The sequence below is a fragment of the Gandjariella thermophila genome (assembly GCF_005405885.1).
GTDB lineage: Bacteria > Actinomycetota > Actinomycetes > Mycobacteriales > Pseudonocardiaceae > Gandjariella > Gandjariella thermophila.
On the sequence record NZ_BJFL01000012.1, the window covers coordinates 17,220 to 33,220 of the forward strand.

Genomic DNA, 16,001 nt, shown 5'->3' on the forward strand with positions numbered 1-16,001 from the left:
TCGGCGACCCGGACGGACCGCTCACCGCCCGGTGCCCGGTCAGGAGATCACCGGGGTGCGGGTGAGTACCACGGCGATGCCGAAGGCCAGGCCCATCACGGCCAGTTCGGTGGCCGCCCAGCCGGCCAGCGCGGTGCGCTCGTGCCGGACGATCCTGGGCAGCAGCCGGTACCGGATGATCGCGCCGAGCGCCGCCAGCGTGACCAGGCACGCGACCTTGACCAGCACCAGCCGGCCGTACCCGGTGGTCGCCAGTGCGGTGTACCAGTGGATGCCGGGGGTCAGGTACAGCTCGAACCACCCGTTGAACACGCCGGTCACGGCCACTGTTGCCAGCGCGATGGTGGCCAGCCGGGAGAACCGGGGCAGCACGTCGGCGAGCAGCCCCCGGTTGGTGGCGAGCAGTGTGACCGCCGCGGCCAGCCCGCCCGTCCAGGCCACCGCCGCCATGACGTGCAGCTCCATCGAGATCATGCTGAGGTCGTGCAGGTTCACGCCGGTGTTGGCGGCGTGGCCGGTCACCGGTAGCGGCAGCACCGCGAACATCGCGACCACGATGCGCAACTCGGCCGGCACCGTCTCGCCCCAGCGCACCGCGAGCACCGCGACGACCAGGTACGCCAGCGCGCACGCGGCCACGATGACCAGACCCTCGCCGGCCCCGATCCGCCGCACGTAGCCGGCCACGTCGCCAACCGTGACCGGCTCGCCAGGGTGGAGTTCGGCGGTCTGCAGCACCAGTGCGGCCAGTGCGGCCACCACCCACACCGCCGAGGTGACCACCGCGGCCGGCCGGGCGACCGCGAGCACCGGCTCGGTGTGCGCCGGGCGGTCGAAGCCGAGCAGCTTGGGCAGCAGGCTCAGCCCCACGGTGACCAGCGCCGCGAGGTCGAGCAGCACCCGCGCCACCGGAACGCCGTACCGGATCATCGGGCCGGGGCCGACCAGCCCGGGCACCGGCGGCTGCGCGGTGGCCGCGGTGCCGGCGAGCACGCCGACAACCGCGGCCACCACGAGTCCGGTGACCAGCCAGGGCCGCGCCGTCCGGCCGCGGACCGCGCCGCGGGTCACCGCTGGCCGTCCTCCGAACGCCCGAGCCGGAGCGCGATCACGACACCGGCGGCGAGCAGCACCACGGCGCCGACGATCCACGGCCACACCGGGGTGCCGCCGCCACCGCCCGCGCTGGGCGCCGCGGTGCCGGTGGGCGCCACACTGGCCGGCGTTCCGGTGCCCGGCGTGGTCAGCGTGAACCGGACCGCTCCGGTGACCGGGTGGCCGTCCGCGGAGAGGACGCGGTACCCGATCGTGTACTCGCCGGCCGGGCCGAGCGGGCGGACCGGCGCGGAGACCGCGTTGCCCGCCACGGTGGCCGGCCCGGCCTCCCAGTGCGCGCCGTCCGTCGAGGTGACGGTGACGGTGTTGAAGCCGAACTGGACGGGCTGGTCGAAGGTCAGGGTGACCTTCGCCGGCCCGGTGGCGAGCTTCGCCCCGTCCGCCGGGTCACTGCCGAGGAGGACGTTGTGCGCGAAGGCCGGGGTGGCCAGACCGAGCACGGCGGTCACCGCGAGCAGCAGGACGGCCAGCACGCGCCTCACGCCCGTGGCCCTCCCTCGGTGTCGCCGGCCGAGTCGCCCCCGGCTGCGGCCGGTCGCCGGGCACGCAGCAGGGCACCGGCCCCGACGCCGAGCCCGAGCGCGCCGACCACCAGGCCGGCCCCGCCGAGCCAGCGCGCGGCGGTGTCCTCACCGTGGCTCGCCGCGTCGGTCATCGCCGCCGAGTCGTGGCCGCCGTGGCTCTCGCCCGCGGCCGCGGCGGCCACCAGCTTGACGCTGGGAGCCGGATGCTCCGGCTCCTGCGCGCCCGGGGCGGGTGGCGGCGCGTCCCAGCGCACCACGTTCCCGTTGTCGTAGGTCTGGATCGCCGGGATGACGAGCTCGTCGGTGTTGTCCGGCAGCGGGCCGGCGGAGACGTCGAACTCCTGGAACTGGCCCGGCGCGATCCGGGTGCCCGGGTCGGCGGTCCAGGTGATGGTGCGCACCGCCTCGGTGATCTCCGCGTCGTCGGACTTGATCGGCTTGTCCAGCTTGGCCTTGGTCACGGTGGCGGTCCAGCCCGGGATCGGCTTGGTGCTCACCGACGCGATCGGGTGATCGGCCGGCAGGTCGACCTCGAGCTTCACCGTGCCCGCGGTGTCGCTCTCGTCCGGAACCCGGAAGGTGATCTTGGAGTAGCCGCCCTTGGTGGCCGTGCCCGGTTGGGCCGTGACGTGTGCCGAGGCGATACCAGCCCCGACGACCGTGATGAGGCCGGCCGCGGTCATCGCGGTGCCGGCCCGAACCGCCATGCGGATGAGTCGAGTTGTCGACATTTCTTGGGTACTCCTGACATCGAGGGTCGGCCGGACCACCCGGAACGAATCTGGGCGCGCCCGGCGGGGGATACGGGTCGCGCGGCGGCCGGAGCCGGCCACGGGCGGCCGGCCCGGACGAGCGGCTCGGCGTGTTCCGAGGCGCGGCGCACGCCGCCGCGTGATCGGTGAGGGTCAGGAGTGGGCAGGGGGGCCGCGCCGGGCGCAGACGCGGCGGAACAGTACGCGCAGTTCCGTGCCGGCCCGCACGGCGGGGATGACGCGCTGTCGGGGCCCGGCGTTCACCGGCCCCGGCGCCATCCGCCGGGGCAGCAGCGCGGCGATCGCCGCGGCGACCGCGAACACCGCGGCCTCGGCCCTGGTCAGCAGCAACGCGGTGAGCAGGACGGCGACCGTGTGCGCGGCCGTCATCACCCGCCAGTCCGCCGCCATCCCGCCGGCGCCGGCGTCCGGGTGCGGGTCCAGGTCGGTGAGCAGCAGGTGCAGCGCGACCTGGGAGGCGCCCAGCGCGCCGAGAATCGCCGGCAGGCCCCGCCTGCGGCCGGCCAGCGCGGTGCCCGCCGCGGCCAGCAGTGCGGTCAGCAGCAGGGTGAACCCGGAGTCCGGCCAGCCACCGCCGGCCAAGCCGTGCGCGGTCACCGCGAGCGCCCCCGCGGTGAGCGCGAGCAGCCCGCCACGGAGCACCCGCGGCCCGCCGCGGGTGGGCACGGACTGGCCGGTCATGGTGCAGCAGTGTATGGGTCCGGACGGCGGCGCGGGGCGGTCGGCGCGACCCGTGTGATCCTCGTCGTCCCGCAGTTGACCTGCTCGGATACCGAAACGATCTGGTCGGGAGGTACCTCCGTGCCCGCCGTCGCGGGCGCGGGCCGCACCGCTCGGTGCCGTTCGACGAACGCCGCCAGGTTCCGGAACAGGCTGTCAGATGCCGATGCGGCGGAGCAGTTCGCCCTCGATGCGGTTCAGTTCGGTGGCGACGGCCCGGTGCGCGGCACGCCGCCGGGCGCTCGGCATGTGCTCGGCGGCGCGGACCGCGGCGGTGAGCTTGGCCAGGGTGGCGTGGCTCGCCCCGGCGAACTCGGCCGCTTCCGGCTGCCGTTCGGACAGCTCGGCCAGGGCCCGGGCGGCGGAGGCGATCCTGGCGTGCAGCCGGGCGCCGTGGCCGGTGTACCTGGCCAGCTCGGTGGGGGGCACGCCGAGCCGGCGGGCCCGGAGGCGGTCGACTCCCTCGCGGAACGCGCCGGCGGCGCGCAGCGCGTACGGGGCCACCAGCGGCACCACCGTGGGGCCGACCACCTTGGCCAGCTTGATCAGCCGCTTGGCCCGCCGGGGTGTGAGCTTCCCCTCGTCCGGCGTCGACCGGTCCTTCCCGCGTGCCATTCCGCCCCCTTCCTCATCCGCGACGGACACCCTATGCGGGCCGGGACCCGGCGGAGCTGCCGGCGCACCGGAGAATCGGCGGAGCGGGACCGCCCGAAGGTGGTCCCCACACGGAATGTCGGGGGCACGACATACGCTGCACAACGTGATGTCCTCGGTGCTGCTCGAGGCCGGCGTGGTGAGCCGCTGCCGGCGTCGCGTGCACCTGGAAAACGATCCCACGATGCGTGACGCCCCGCGTGCCGCGCCGGACCCGGCCGCCGAGCAGCGGATCGCCGACGCGGCGGCGCACCGCAGGGCGGTGGCCGAGCGGATCGCCAGGTCCGCCGGGGACGGGTGGACCGAGATCGCGGCCGAAGGGCGGCCGGAGGAGCGGGAGCGGGCCACCGTCGCGGCGCTCACCGCCGGCGCCCGGCTGGTGTGGGGCGCGCAGCTCCCCCGGGACGAGCGCGGTGGCCGGCGGGGCGGGGTCGACCTGCTGGTGCGCACCGGCTCCGGGTACGTGCCGGTGCTGGTGGTGCGGCACAAGGTCACCGATCCCGGGTCCGGCGCGCTGACCACGCCGCTGGCCGAGCCGGACCCGGCCGGCGCCCGGGAGGACCCGCTGCGCAAGGTGCGCCCGCAGCCGCGCGACCAGCTTCGGCTCGCGCACGTGCGGCGGCTGCTGCAGGCCGCGGGGTTCGCCGCGGACGGCCCCGCCACCGGCGGGGTGGTCGGCATGGAGGCGGAGGTGGTGCTCTGGCACGACCTCGAGGCGCCCACCTGGCCGGGCGGCCGCACCGCGCTGGACGAGTACGACGCCCGCTTCGCCGACCGGCTGGCCATCGCGGCCGCCGCCCGGTCGGGGGCGGAGCCGCTCGCCAGGCCGTCGCGCATCCTCGCCTGCCGGAGCTGCCCGTGGTGGCCGGTGTGCGAGGCGGAGCTGCGCGAGACCAGGGACGTCAGCCTGGTGCTGCGTGGCGAGGACGCGATGGCGCTGCGCCGGGTCGGCATCGTCACCGTGGACGATCTGGCCGCGCTGGACACCTCCGCCGAGCCACCCACCCAGCTGGTCGGGATGCCGTTCACCGATGCCGTGGTGCTGGCCCGCGCCTGGCAGCGGGACCTCACGCTGGTCCGCAAGGTGCCCGAGGTGCGGGTGCCCCGGGCGGACGTCGAGGTCGACGTGGACATGGAGAGCTTCGGCGACGCCGGCGCGTACCTGTGGGGGTGCTGGCTGTCCGGAGTGGAGGTCGGCGAGCCGCCGGGCTACCGGGCCTTCACCACCTGGGAGCCGCTGCCCTGCGCGGACGAGGCCCGGTCGTTCGCCGAGTTCTGGGCCTGGTTGACCGGCGTGCGCGAACGGGCGGTGCGGCGCGGGCTGGCCTTCCGCGCGTACTGCTACAACGAGTTGGCGGAGAATCGCTGGATGCTCGCGTCCGCGGAGCGGTTCGCCGGCCGGCCCGGCATCCCCACGGTCGAGGCGGTGCAGCGGTTCATCGGCTCGGAGGAGTGGGTGGACCTGTTCGGCTGCGTGCGGGACCAGTTCCTCTGCGCCCGCGGCAAGGGGCTGAAGACGATCGCACCGGAGGCCGGGTTCCGCTGGCGCGATCCGGAGGCCGGCGGGGAGAACTCGATGCGCTGGTACCGGTACGCGGTGGGAATGGACGGCGGCCGGCCCGACGTGGCCCAGCGCACCCGCCTGCTGGAGTACAACGAGGACGACGTGCGGGCCACCTGGACGCTGCGCCGGTGGATGTGCTCCCCGGCCGTCCGGGGCCTGCCCTATGCCGGCGACCTGTGAGCCGGGTTCAGCGGGGGCGAAGCCGGATGCCGGCCAGGAAGTCGCGGCGTAATCCGCGGCCGGCCGCCGTCGCAGCGACGAACTGGGGCGGCACCATCACCAGCGGCTGGTCCGGTCCGGTGACGTCGCTGTGCACCGGGACGAAGCCGCGGTCGCGGAGTACCACGTTGAAGTCCACCGCCACCTGCCCGCGCTCGTTCACGCAGCCGGTGCCGTGCCAGGGCAGCAACGCGGACCCGCCGAGGTAGGTGAAGCCGATCTCCTCGGCGCCGGCCAGACCGGTGCGCAGCCGGACGTGGTTCGGCAGCGCGTCGTCCACCCGGCAGAACCTGTCGGCGGCGCACACCGCGAGGTAGTAGATCGTCTCCTGCCACGCCGTGGCGAGCACGCGACGGCGGGCGTTGCGCAGCGCGGCCGGCCCGCCCGCGGTGTCGCACACGTCGGAGAGCACCTGCCGGGACCATTCCCAGGCTGGCACCGCCGGGTGGTCCGGCGCCGGCACGGGTACCGAGTACAGCAGCGACCGGAACATCGCCCCGAAGGTCGGGATGCGGTCCGGGAGGGCGTCCGGGGTCGCGGCGCGCAGCAGCCGGTCGGCCTGCCGGACGGATCCCGTGGCGGCGGCCGGGCGCAGCAGTGCGCTGATCAACCAGCGGTACCGCCGGAACTGCGCCTCCCGCTCCGCCCAGCGGGCCGGGCCGACGGCGGTGGCGATCAGCTCCCGCTTGTCCCGCCAGTGCACCGTGTTGGGCACGCCGAGCAGGTCTTCCAACTCGCCCAGCACGTTCCGGTACCAGCCGAGTTCGGCCTCGCGGCGCGGGCGGTAGTAGCCGCCGTCCAGCATGACCGTGATGTCCAGGCTGGGCGGGTAGAGCGCGGCGAACGCCCGGCACAGTTCCGCCACCCGCAGGATCGCGCCGGCGTCGGCGAGGTCGGGAAGCGGTCCGGCCGCCTTGAGCCGGTTGTCGTACTGCTTGAACGGGAAGCCCTGCAGGATCACCGGAATCGGCGCGCCGTCCGCGACGAACGGCCGCGCCCGCCGGATCGCCGCCTCCACCGGGAAGTGCGCCCGGGGTCCCTTGCGGAACCGCTTGTTCGTCAGCAGGTGGTACAGCGCGGTGCCGACCCGCTCCGCGTCGCTGGCACCCGCCCCGGGCAGGCGCGCGGCCAGCCGGGCCACCAGCCGCTCCACCGCGGCGTCGGAGTTGCGCCGCAGCGCGGCGAACAGCGCCGCGGTCCGCTCCCGGTCCAGCTCGACCGGCTCCACCCGGGCGGACAGCGGCCGGAGCGCCCCGAGGTCCACCGAGGACAGCGACACGGCATGCGAGAGCACCGGGCGGCGAGGAGCGTTCGGCTGTACCTGCATGGCGTGAACCAGGGTCATCCCGGCACCCCGACCCGCGCGGTCCGGCCGCGCTCGGCACCAGCCACCCCGCCGTCGAGGCGGGTGAGGATCAGCCGGCGGCCCGGCGCGGCACCGGCCGCCGTCCGCGGCGCGACCTGCTCGGCCGTGCGGCTCGGCCTAGCCACCCCGTCCCCAGCCCACACCGACTCCCCCGGATGGTCTGCCACGCCACCTACGCAACGATCAGCGGTGCCGGGCGTGACGCCCGTCCGGCACGGTAGGCCAGGCTAGTCGGGTTGCCGGGCCGGTAAACCCTCGTTACCGAGGTGCCATCCGAAGGGCGCCGTCCATCCGGATGACCTCGCCGTTGAGGTAGTCGTGCCGGACGATGTCCAGCACGAGCCGTGCGTACTCGTCGGGGCGGCCCAGCCGCTTGGGGAACGGCACGCCGGCGCCCAGCCCGGCCCGGAACTCGTCGCTCACCCCGGCCAGCATCGGCGTGTCCACGATGCCCGGGGCGATGGTCATCACCCGGATGCCGTAGGAGGCGAGGTCGCGGGCGACCGGCAGGGTCATGCCCACCACGCCGCCCTTGGACGCGGAGTAGGCGACCTGGCCGATCTGCCCGTCGAACGCGGCGATCGACGCGGTGTTGACGATCACGCCCCGCGCTTCGTCGGCCAGCGGCTCGGTTTTCGCGATGGCCTCCGCGGCCAGTCGCATGACGTTGAACGTGCCGATCAGGTTGACCTCGACGACCTTGCGGAACACGTCCAGGTCGTGCGGTCCCTTCTTGCCGAGCACCCGGCCGGCGGTGCCCACCCCGGCGCAGTTGACCACCACGCGCAGCGGCGACCCCGAGCCCGCGGCGGTGTCCACCGCGGCCCGGATCTCCTCCGCGCTGGTCACATCGGCGGGCAGGTACCTGACCCCGGTCACCGCCTCCGCCTTGTCCACGGCGGCCGGCAGGTCCAGGGCGAACACCGTCGCGCCCTGGGCGGCGAGCGCCCTGGCGGTGGCCCCGCCGAGCCCGGAGGCGCCCCCGGTGACGATGGCAGCGGTTCCGGTGATCTCCATGTTCTCCTCCGCGAGCGCGCTGTGGCCGTTGCGGCGGAGAGGTTAACCGGCGCCCCGGTGCGCGGACGCGGGCTGTGGGCTGGCTAACGCCCGCTAACCCGGCCGGTCGCGGTGGGCGCGGCGGGCGGCCCGGGCCTCGGCCGAGTGCAGCAGCGCGACCAGCGGGATCGCGGCGGCCATGGCGAGGCCGGCGAAGGTCAGGGCGACTTCCAGGATTTCCATGCCGCCGACGATGCGCCGCGGTGACCGGTTCGCGCGTCCGCCGCTCGTGCCGTTCTGGCCTGCCTCCGGGGGACGGCGGCCGGCCACCGTGGGTGACCACTGACCACCGCGATGTCCGAGGAAATTTCGCATCCGGGCTGTCGGAACGCGATCGTTCCGGCTACGGTTCGCTGGCATGATCGGCAGGCTGGCCCGCGCCGGGGTGGCGGCGCTGGTGCTTCCGTTACTGGGCACGCTCGGTGTGGGGCGGGCCGCCGCCCAGCAGGGTTCGCTGTGGTTCGACGGTCCGGCCAGCCAGCGGATCACGGTGGGCGACGGGCAGGTGCTGCGCGACGGGTACGGCCGGGAGGTCGTGCTGCGAGGGTTCAACGTCTCCGGCGAGGCCAAGCTCGCCGAGCACGGCGGGTTACCGTTCGCCGACGCCGTCCAGGCCGGCCGCGCCGCGGCCGACATGCGCCGGCTCACCGGGGCCAACGCGGTGCGCTTCCTGGTCACCTGGGCGCGGACCGAGCCGGTCCCGAAGCAGATCGACCACGGCTACCTGGACCAGGTCGCCGCGCAGGTCGCCGCCTTCCGCGACCAGGGCATCCGGGTCTACCTCGACTTCCACGAGGACCTGTACTCGCGGTACCTGTTCCGCCCGGACTCGTGGTACACCGGCGACGGCGCGCCGCAGTGGGTGATCGACGCCGGGCACTACCCGCCCGAGTTCTGCGTGGCGTGCCTGCAGTGGGGGCAGAACCTCACCAACAACGCCGCGGTGCGCGCCGCGCTGCACGACTTCTGGCACAACCGGGTGCTGGACACGGCGGCCGGCCCGATCGCGATCCGCGACGAGTTCCTCGCCCAGGCCGGGGAGGCCCTGCGCTACCTGCGCGAGCACCTGTCCGCCGAGCAGTTCGCCGGGATGGTCGGCGTCGACCCGCTGAACGAGCCCTACGCCGGCGACTACGACTCCGGCCAGTCCGGGGACACCTGGGAACGCGACCTGGCCTGGCCGTTCTACCAGCAGTTCCGCCGCGTGATGGACGACGCCGGCTGGGTCGACCGGCCGGAACTGGTGGAGCCCGAGGTGTTCTGGAACGTCAACATCCCGCTGGTCGCCCAGCCCGGCGGGTTCACCGCGATCTCCGGCCTGGGCAGCAGGTACGTGTTCAACGCGCACGTCTACGACGCCAGGGCGCAGTCCGGGGTCCTCATGCCCGGCAAGGCCGGCGACGGGCAGGAGTTGGACGCGTTCAACACCATCCGGGACCGGGCCGCCGACCTGGGCACCGCCGCGCTGGTCTCCGAGTTCGGCCACCCGCTCGGCGGGTTCACCTCGGACAAGGCGCCCAGCGTGGACAAGGCCATGTACCAGGCGCTGGACTCGCGGGTCGCCGGGGCGAACTGGTGGCGCGACGCGGCCCGGTCCGGCCCGCCGCTGTCCGCCAGCCAGTGGCACTGGGACGTCTACAGCGGCCGGCACCACGAGCCGATGAACGGCAACCCGGGCAAGATCCAGACGGACGGCGACGCGTTCAACGGCGAGGACTACTCCTCGGTGCGCACCGAGGACGCCGGCGGCCCCCAACTCCGCCAGGACACCCGGTTGCTGGACCGGGTGTTCCCGCGCGCTGTGGCCGGCACCACCCTCGCGTTCAGCTACGAGGACCGCTCCCGGGACGGCGGCACCGAGATGGTGTGGAACCAGATCCCGGCCGACCTGCCGAACCTGCGCGCGCTGGTCGGCACCGGGCAGTTCGGCGTGCTGGTGTGGCGCGGCGCGGGGACCACCGCGCCGACCGAACTGCATCTGCCCGCGGGGTTCGACCCGGCCGCCACCACGGTGGTCTCCGACCTGGGCGCGGTGACCGGGTTGCCTGGCTACGCCGGAGGGGGGACGCCGGTGGCGGTGGCCGCCGAGCCCGGCCCGGCCGGGGTGAACCGCCTCCTTCTGTCCACATCGGACACCGGGGTGCACGTCGCGCTGGTCACCAACGGGCCCGCGCCGCCGGCCGAGTCGCGGGCCGCCGCCCAGCGGGAACTGACCGGGTGGGCGGCCAGCACATTCGGCTGACCAGCGTTTCCGGCTCGACGGGTGGAACCAGCGGCTTTGGGGCCCGTACCGCCGCTGGATTCCTGTCGTTAGTCCCCCGGCAATCTGCGGGTGCCACCGTCGCACCACTGGCAGCTGTTCCGGAACCGGACTGACCTGCGATGGCGTGCGTTCCGGAACAGGCACGGAGCGCGTATCCGGCGAGCCACGCCGGTGGAAGGTCGGGGTGATTGGTGTGTTCGTCCGGCGGATCGCCGTGGTCGGGACCGGGTATGTCGGCCTGACCACCGGCGCGTGTCTGGCCTCCCTCGGGCACCGGGTGGTGTGCGCGGACGTGGACCGCGCCAAGGTGACCCGGCTGCGCGCCGGCCGGGTGGACATCCTGGAACCGGGGCTGGCCGAGCTGGTCGCCGAGGGCATCGCGGCGGGCCGGCTGCGCTTCGTGCTCGGCGCGGCGGCCGCGGTCGCCGACGCCGAGGTGGTGTTCCTGTGCGTGCCGACGCCGATGGGCGCGGGCGGCGCCGCCGACCTGGCCGCGGTGGAGTCGGTGATCCACGAGGTGCGCGGGCTGCTGCCGGAGGGCTGCGTGGTGGTGACCAAGTCCACCGTCCCGGTCGGCACCGCCGCACGGCTGGGCGCCCTGCTGGACCGGGACGACGTCGCGGTGGCCAGCAACCCGGAGTTCCTCCGCGAGGGCAGCGCGGTGCAGGACTTCCTCAACCCGGACCGGATCGTGGTCGGCTCCGACTCCCAGGACGCCGCGGAGCGGGTGGCCGCCCTGTACGCCCGGCTCGGCGCGCCCACCGTGATCAGCGACGCGGCCAGCGCCGAGATGGTCAAGTACGCGGCCAACTGCTTCCTGGCGATGAAGCTGTCCTACGTCAACGCGGTCGCCGAGTTGTGCGAGCTGCTCGGCGCGAACGTTGCGGACGTGACCGAGGGAATGGGTTACGACCGGCGCATCGGCCAGGCGTTCCTGGCGCCCGGGCCGGGGTGGGGCGGCTCCTGCCTGCCCAAGGACACCTCGGCGATGCTTCAGGTCGCGGACGCTGTCGGGTTCGACTTCGGCCTGCTGCGGGCCACCATCGACGCCAACGCCAGGCAGCGCGCCCGGATGGTGGCGAAGGTGCGCGAGGCCGTCGGCGGCTCGCTGGTCGGGGCCCGCGTCGGCGTGCTCGGCGTGACCTTCAAGGCCGGCACCAACGACCTGCGCGACTCGCCGGCGCTGGCCGTGGCCGAGTTGCTCGCCGCCGAGGGCGCCGAACTGCACGCCTACGACCCCGGCGTCGACCCCACCGTGGAGATGTCCGGGATCAACCTGGTCGAGGACGCCTACCAGGCCGTGCGGGACGCCGCGGCCACCGTGCTGCTCACCGAGTGGCCGGTGTTCCGCGGGCTGGACTGGGCACGGGTGGCCGAGCTGATGGCGGGCGACGCCGTGGTGGACACCCGCAACCACCTGGACCCCGAGGCGCTGAGCCGGGCCGGCCTGTCCTGGCACGGCGTCGGCGCGGCGCCGGTGCATCCGGCCGCCCCGGTGCCCACGGCGGGCTGAGCCGAATCCGTCTGATTAGCGGGGTTAACGAACGCGGTGTGATCGCCTAGGTTCGGGAACGTGTTCACCACGCGCCCCGAACTCGTCGGCACACACGGCATGGTCGCCGCCACCCACTGGCTCGCCTCCGCGGCCGGGATGGCGGTACTCGAGGACGGTGGAAACGCGTTCGACGCCGCGGCGGCGGCCGGGTTCGTGCTCCAGGTGGTGGAGCCGCATCTGAACGGGCCGGGCGGCGAGCTGCCCGCGGTGTTCCTCCCCGCCGGCGAGAGCGAGCCGCGCGTGCTGTGCGGGCAGGGCATCGCCCCGGCGGGGGCCACCATCGACCACTACCGCGACCTCGGGCTCGACCTGGTGCCCGGCACCGGGTTACTCGCCGCCACCGTGCCCGGATCCTGGGACGCCTGGCTGCTCCTGCTGCGCGACCACGGCACCATGACGCTCCGCCAGGTCCTGGACCGCGCGATCGGCTACGCCCGCGGCGGCTTCCCGCTGGTCGACCGGATCGCCGTGACCATCGCCTCGGTGGCCGACCTGTTCCGCGACCACTGGCCGACCTCGGCCGAGCTGTGGCTGCCCGGCGGCGCAGCGCCCGCGGGCGGCAGCCGGTTCACCAACCACGTGCTGGCCGACACCTGGGAGCGCCTGCTGGCCGAGGCGGAGGCGGCGGGCCCGGACCGGGCGGCGCAACTCGACGCGGCGCGCCGGGCCTGGTCGCAGGGCTTCGTCGCGGACGCGGTGGACAAGTTCTGCCGCCGGTCGTTCCGCGACGACTCCGGCCGGGACCACGCCGGAGTGCTCACCGGCTCGGACATGGCCGGCTGGCAGGCCAGCTACGAGGACGCGCTGACCGTGCGGCTGGGCGAGTGGACGCTGGCCAAGTGCGGGGCGTGGAGCCAGGGCCCGGTGCTCGCCCAGCAACTGCTGCTGCTCGCCGACTTCGATCTGTCCTATGTGGACGGCGTGCCCACCGCGGAGACGGTGCACATCGCCACCGAATGCGCCAAGCTCGCCTTCGCCGACCGCGAGGCGTGGTACGGCGACGCCGACGTCCCGCTGGACGAGTTGCTGTCCCCCGAGTACACCGCCGCCCGGCGCGCGCTGGTCGGCGAGACCGCGTCGCTGGAACTCCGCCCCGGCCGCCCCGGCGGGCGCGAACCCCGGCTGCCCCGGCACATCGTGGCGGAGCGCGGTGTCGGCGCCGGCGAGCCCGCGGTGATGGGCGCGCTCGGCGAGCCCACGGTCAGCCGGGAGGGCCGCACCCGGGGTGACACGGTCCACGTCGACGTGGTGGACCGGTGGGGCAACATCATCTCGGCCACCCCGTCCGGCGGCTGGCTGCAGTCCTCGCCGACCATCCCGTCGCTGGGCTTCTGCCTGGGCACCAGGGCGCAGATGTTCTGGCTCGACCCCGGGCTGCCCAACTCGCTCGCCCCCGGTAAGCGGCCGCGCACCACGCTCAGCCCGTCGCTGGCGCTGCGCGACGGCGCAGGTGCCATGGCCTTCGGCACGCCCGGCGGTGACCAGCAGGACCAGTGGCAACTGTGCTTCTGGCTGGCGCACACGGTGGGCGGGCTGAACCTGCAGGCCGCGATCGACGCCCCGGCCTGGCACACCGCCGCGTTCCCCGGCTCGTTCTACCCGCGCTCGTGGAAGCCCGGCGAACTGGTGGTGGAGTCCCGGCTCGGCCCGGCGGTCGTGGCCGAACTCGCCGAGCGGGGGCACCGGGTGGTGGACGCCGGCCCATGGGCGCTCGGCCGGCTGTCCGCGGTCTCCCGCGACCCGGCCACCGGCCTGCTCCGCGCCGCCGCCAACCCGCGCGGGATGCAGGGCTACGCCGTGGGTCGCTAGGCCGGCTTGCCCGATGACGACAGGGGCACCAGCCAGCGGGCCGGGATGGTCACCGTCTGCTGGGTCGGCAGGCTCACCACCCTGCCCGTGGCCGCGTCCACCAGCACGCCCCGGACCAGGTAGTCCACGCTGCGGGACAGGCCCAGCCGCTCGGCGGTCTCCGGCGGCAGCGGGGTGCTGACCGCCGAGGACTCGTCCACCCGGATGCCGGTGACGGCCGGCTCCCCGCACAGCCGCTCGCCGGTGGCGGTCACGGTCAACTCGAAGTCCTCCGCGCCGCCGAGTAACCAGGAGAGCAGCACGAGATCGGCCTCGGCGCGCCGGGGATCGCCGGTGAGGCACTGGGCCGCGTCGGCACGCCGGGACACATGCACCCGATACGTTTCGCCGACTCGCACGTCGTCGGGGCGCATGTATCCAGGGTGCGCCGACCGGCCGGCTCCGCAACCCGGGGGATGAGGTACTTCACACGGTCATCACCGCGCGTGTCGGGGCCTGGGCGTTACGCAGCTCCACTCGATCCGGTGACGGTCCTGGAAGCCGGCCACGTCCGTCTCCACGTCCACTGTGGAATGACCGGACGGCGCGCGGGCGGGAAGACGCGCGGGATTCCCGCACGCGCGTTCCCGCGCCTACCGTGCTTGATCGTTTCGGTCGGGAGGTGCTTCGGTGGCGAAGCGGAGCAGGCCCACGTTACGCAGGCGGCTACTCGGCCGCGAGCTGCGCCGGCTGCGTGAGGAGACCGGCCTCAGCCAGGAGGAGGCCGCGCGGGCGCTGAACTACACGGACAGCACGATCAGCCGGGTCGAGCAGGGCCAACTGCCCAACTACCACGCCCTGCGCGCCATGCTCGACGTCTACGGCCTCACCGTCGACCAGTGGCAGCCCTACCTGGACATGTACGAACGCGCCAGGGAAAGGGGCTGGTGGCAGGCGTACGGGGTGGACGACCGAGGTTTCATCGCCCTGGAGCACGAGGCGTGCGCGGTCTGGGAATATCAGCCCGGCTACGTACCCGGGCTGTTGCAGACCGCCGACTACATCCGGGAAATCTTCGCGCTCTCGCGGATCAAACACCCCCGCCGATGGATCGACAACCAGGTCGCGGTTCGGCTCAAACGCCAGGAACGCCTGACCGCCGACCCGCCGCTGCGGTTTCACGCGGTCGTCGACGAGCCGGTGCTGCACCGTGTCGTCGGTGGCCGAGCCCTCTGGCGGGCGCAGCTCCGCCGGATCGTCCAGCTTTCGGAGCTTCCCAACGTCACAGTGCGGGTGCTTTCGCGGTTCGTGGTAGCCCCGGACGGCTGGAACGGCATGTTCATCGTGCTCAGCTTCCCGGACGCCGACGACCCCGACATGGCCTATGCCGAGCACAGCTCGGGCTCCGTGCATATCGAGCGGAAAGACGAGGTCACCGGCTGTAGGCTGACCTTCGACCACCTCGCTTCGCTCGCGCTGGCTCCTACCGAGTCGATCGCGCTGATCGAGCGGGTGGCCGCCGAGCTGTAGCCCGAACCGGGAAGAAGGCGACCGGTATGTCCATTGTGGACCAGTCTCGCGTCCGGTGGCGGAAGAGCAGCCGCAGCGGAGCCGGCAACAACGCCGCCTGTGTCGAGGTCGGCATGGTGGACGCCGCCTGGCGGAAGAGCAGCCGAAGCACGGCCGGCAACAACGCCGCCTGCGTCGAGGTGGCGTTCGGCGGGCCGGGGGCGGCGGTGCGGGACTCCAAGAATCCGACCGGGCCGGTGCTGGTCGTGCCGGCCGTCGCATGGCGTGCGCTGCTCGGCGCCGCCAAGCAGGGTCGGCTGGACCACGGCTGATCAGGTTCCCAGCCTCTCCCGGTTGGCGAAGGCGACCATCCAGGACGGCGTGAGCCGGTAGTAGACGACTTCGCCCCAGTTCAGCGGTGATTCGCCGTAGTGGTCGGTCAGGTGGGCCAGCACGCCGGGCCATTCCGGGTCGTCCGGGCCGTGCTCGGGGTTGAGGACCTCGACCGTGCCATGGGTGAACACGCCCAGGTCCTCGCCGCGCAGGTGCGCGACGCTCACGGCCGGCCGCGCGGCGAGGTGCCGCGCCTTCGCCGCCGATCGTGCCGTGCCGAAAACCCACCGGCCGTGCAGGAAGTGGCCGTCGATGCCGCTCACCCGTGGCTCGCCCGCCGCCGTCACGGTGGCGATGGCCAGGGTGCACATGCCGGTGAGCGCGGCCACCAGTTCCGGCGCGGCGAGAGTGCGTTCCCCGGGCACGATGATCGACCGCAGGTGCTCGCCCGACCGGGACAGCGACGCGTCGAGCAGGGCCTGGAGGTCGTCCAGTTCGGCTGGGGTTTCGTACATGACAAGCACTCTGCCCACCGACCCTGACAGGTTCGGTCAGGGTCTC

Annotated in this window: 17 protein-coding genes; 6 read left to right on the forward strand and 11 right to left on the reverse strand. The window is 74.1% G+C overall.

Annotated elements, in window-relative coordinates; genetic code table 11:
- Window positions 1–39 precede the first annotated feature (39 nt).
- From FFT21_RS13625 to FFT21_RS13645, 5 genes are all read right to left on the reverse strand, one after another.
- Entirely contained in the window at window positions 40–1,071 is a 1,032-nt protein-coding gene (locus FFT21_RS13625; protein ID WP_137814222.1) for a CopD family protein, read from the reverse strand.
- Complete coding sequence (locus FFT21_RS13630; RefSeq protein ID WP_137814223.1) at window positions 1,068–1,598, reverse strand: copper resistance CopC family protein; 531 nt, start codon at window positions 1,596–1,598, stop codon at window positions 1,068–1,070. The genes FFT21_RS13625 and FFT21_RS13630 overlap by 4 nt, the downstream gene beginning before the upstream one ends.
- Complete coding sequence (locus tag FFT21_RS13635; protein WP_225978387.1) at window positions 1,595–2,347, reverse strand: YcnI family copper-binding membrane protein; 753 nt, start codon at window positions 2,345–2,347, stop codon at window positions 1,595–1,597. Before FFT21_RS13635 ends, FFT21_RS13630 begins: the two co-directional genes overlap by 4 nt.
- 198 nt (window positions 2,348–2,545) lie before the next feature.
- A complete protein-coding gene (locus FFT21_RS13640) occupies window positions 2,546–3,094 on the reverse strand; it encodes a hypothetical protein (protein ID WP_137814225.1) in 549 nt (182 codons plus the stop codon).
- A 195-nt stretch (window positions 3,095–3,289) separates the two neighbouring features.
- Window positions 3,290–3,748 (reverse strand): DUF6474 family protein, encoded by a 459-nt coding sequence (locus FFT21_RS13645; protein ID WP_137814226.1) that lies wholly within the window; start codon window positions 3,746–3,748, stop codon window positions 3,290–3,292.
- Between the two features lie 115 nt (window positions 3,749–3,863).
- Here FFT21_RS13645 and FFT21_RS13650 point away from each other — a divergent pair, with 115 nt between their 5' ends.
- Window positions 3,864–5,531, forward strand: coding sequence for a TM0106 family RecB-like putative nuclease (locus tag FFT21_RS13650; RefSeq protein ID WP_225978388.1), 1,668 nt, complete (start codon window positions 3,864–3,866; stop codon window positions 5,529–5,531).
- Window positions 5,532–5,538: 7 nt separating this feature from the next.
- Here the strand turns inward: FFT21_RS13650 and FFT21_RS13655 are convergent, their stop codons facing one another.
- The 4 genes from FFT21_RS13655 to FFT21_RS30295 all read right to left on the reverse strand — a co-directional run bounded on the left by FFT21_RS13655 (window position 5,539) and on the right by FFT21_RS30295 (window position 8,175).
- Window positions 5,539–6,915 (reverse strand): L-tyrosine/L-tryptophan isonitrile synthase family protein, encoded by a 1,377-nt coding sequence (locus tag FFT21_RS13655; RefSeq protein WP_137814228.1) that lies wholly within the window; start codon window positions 6,913–6,915, stop codon window positions 5,539–5,541.
- Window positions 6,912–7,103 (reverse strand): hypothetical protein, encoded by a 192-nt coding sequence (locus FFT21_RS13660; RefSeq protein WP_137814229.1) that lies wholly within the window; start codon window positions 7,101–7,103, stop codon window positions 6,912–6,914. The genes FFT21_RS13655 and FFT21_RS13660 overlap by 4 nt, the downstream gene beginning before the upstream one ends.
- Window positions 7,104–7,194: 91 nt before the next feature.
- Entirely contained in the window at window positions 7,195–7,953 is a 759-nt protein-coding gene (locus FFT21_RS13665) for a 3-hydroxyacyl-CoA dehydrogenase (RefSeq protein ID WP_137814230.1), read from the reverse strand.
- Window positions 7,954–8,046: 93 nt separating this feature from the next.
- Window positions 8,047–8,175 (reverse strand): hypothetical protein, encoded by a 129-nt coding sequence (locus FFT21_RS30295; RefSeq protein ID WP_264081643.1) that lies wholly within the window; start codon window positions 8,173–8,175, stop codon window positions 8,047–8,049.
- A gap of 175 nt (window positions 8,176–8,350) precedes the next feature.
- Between FFT21_RS30295 and FFT21_RS13670 the strand changes: the two genes are divergently transcribed.
- From FFT21_RS13670 to FFT21_RS13680, 3 genes are all read left to right on the forward strand, one after another.
- Window positions 8,351–10,234, forward strand: a complete 1,884-nt coding sequence (locus tag FFT21_RS13670) for a cellulase family glycosylhydrolase (protein ID WP_137814231.1) — start codon at window positions 8,351–8,353, stop codon at window positions 10,232–10,234.
- Between the two features lie 214 nt (window positions 10,235–10,448).
- The gene (locus tag FFT21_RS13675) at window positions 10,449–11,768 is read left to right on the forward strand and encodes a UDP-glucose dehydrogenase family protein (protein ID WP_137814313.1); all 1,320 of its coding nucleotides are present in this window, start codon (window positions 10,449–10,451) and stop codon (window positions 11,766–11,768) included.
- A 60-nt stretch (window positions 11,769–11,828) separates the two neighbouring features.
- Complete coding sequence (locus tag FFT21_RS13680) at window positions 11,829–13,619, forward strand: gamma-glutamyltransferase family protein (protein ID WP_137814232.1); 1,791 nt, start codon at window positions 11,829–11,831, stop codon at window positions 13,617–13,619.
- Here FFT21_RS13680 and FFT21_RS13685 read toward each other — a convergent pair.
- Window positions 13,616–14,032: a hypothetical protein gene (locus FFT21_RS13685; RefSeq protein ID WP_137814233.1), complete on the reverse strand. Its 417-nt coding sequence runs from the start codon at window positions 14,030–14,032 to the stop codon at window positions 13,616–13,618. The genes FFT21_RS13680 and FFT21_RS13685 overlap by 4 nt on opposite strands.
- Window positions 14,033–14,288: 256 nt before the next feature.
- On the opposite strand from FFT21_RS13685, the gene FFT21_RS13690 reads away from it, so the two are divergent.
- Window positions 14,289–15,128 carry a helix-turn-helix domain-containing protein gene (locus FFT21_RS13690; protein WP_137814234.1) on the forward strand — a complete coding sequence of 280 codons (840 nt, stop codon included), beginning with the start codon at window positions 14,289–14,291 and terminating at the stop codon, window positions 15,126–15,128.
- A gap of 26 nt (window positions 15,129–15,154) precedes the next feature.
- Window positions 15,155–15,439, forward strand: a complete 285-nt coding sequence (locus FFT21_RS13695) for a DUF397 domain-containing protein (protein ID WP_137814235.1) — start codon at window positions 15,155–15,157, stop codon at window positions 15,437–15,439.
- Here the strand turns inward: FFT21_RS13695 and FFT21_RS13700 are convergent, their stop codons facing one another.
- A complete protein-coding gene (locus FFT21_RS13700; RefSeq protein ID WP_137814236.1) occupies window positions 15,440–15,955 on the reverse strand; it encodes a pyridoxamine 5'-phosphate oxidase family protein in 516 nt (171 codons plus the stop codon).
- Window positions 15,956–16,001: the final 46 nt, after the last annotated feature.

Bases quoted from the DNA above. Each gene is read 5' to 3' on its own strand.
- FFT21_RS13685 (WP_137814233.1), bottom strand. From the start codon at position 14,032: ATGCGCCCCGACGACGTGCGAGTCGGCGAAACGTATCGGGTGCATGTG.
- FFT21_RS13635 (WP_225978387.1), bottom strand. From the start codon at position 2,347: ATGGCGGTTCGGGCCGGCACCGCGATGACCGCGGCCGGCCTCATCACG.
- FFT21_RS30295 (WP_264081643.1), bottom strand. From the start codon at position 8,175: ATGGAAATCCTGGAAGTCGCCCTGACCTTCGCCGGCCTCGCCATGGCC.
- FFT21_RS13665 (WP_137814230.1), bottom strand. From the start codon at position 7,953: ATGGAGATCACCGGAACCGCTGCCATCGTCACCGGGGGCGCCTCCGGG.
- FFT21_RS13700 (WP_137814236.1), bottom strand. From the start codon at position 15,955: ATGTACGAAACCCCAGCCGAACTGGACGACCTCCAGGCCCTGCTCGAC.
- FFT21_RS13695 (WP_137814235.1), top strand. From the start codon at position 15,155: ATGTCCATTGTGGACCAGTCTCGCGTCCGGTGGCGGAAGAGCAGCCGC.
- FFT21_RS13645 (WP_137814226.1), bottom strand. From the start codon at position 3,748: ATGGCACGCGGGAAGGACCGGTCGACGCCGGACGAGGGGAAGCTCACA.
- FFT21_RS13650 (WP_225978388.1), top strand. From the start codon at position 3,864: ATGTCGGGGGCACGACATACGCTGCACAACGTGATGTCCTCGGTGCTG.
- FFT21_RS13670 (WP_137814231.1), top strand. From the start codon at position 8,351: ATGATCGGCAGGCTGGCCCGCGCCGGGGTGGCGGCGCTGGTGCTTCCG.
- FFT21_RS13640 (WP_137814225.1), bottom strand. From the start codon at position 3,094: ATGACCGGCCAGTCCGTGCCCACCCGCGGCGGGCCGCGGGTGCTCCGT.
- FFT21_RS13655 (WP_137814228.1), bottom strand. From the start codon at position 6,915: ATGACCCTGGTTCACGCCATGCAGGTACAGCCGAACGCTCCTCGCCGC.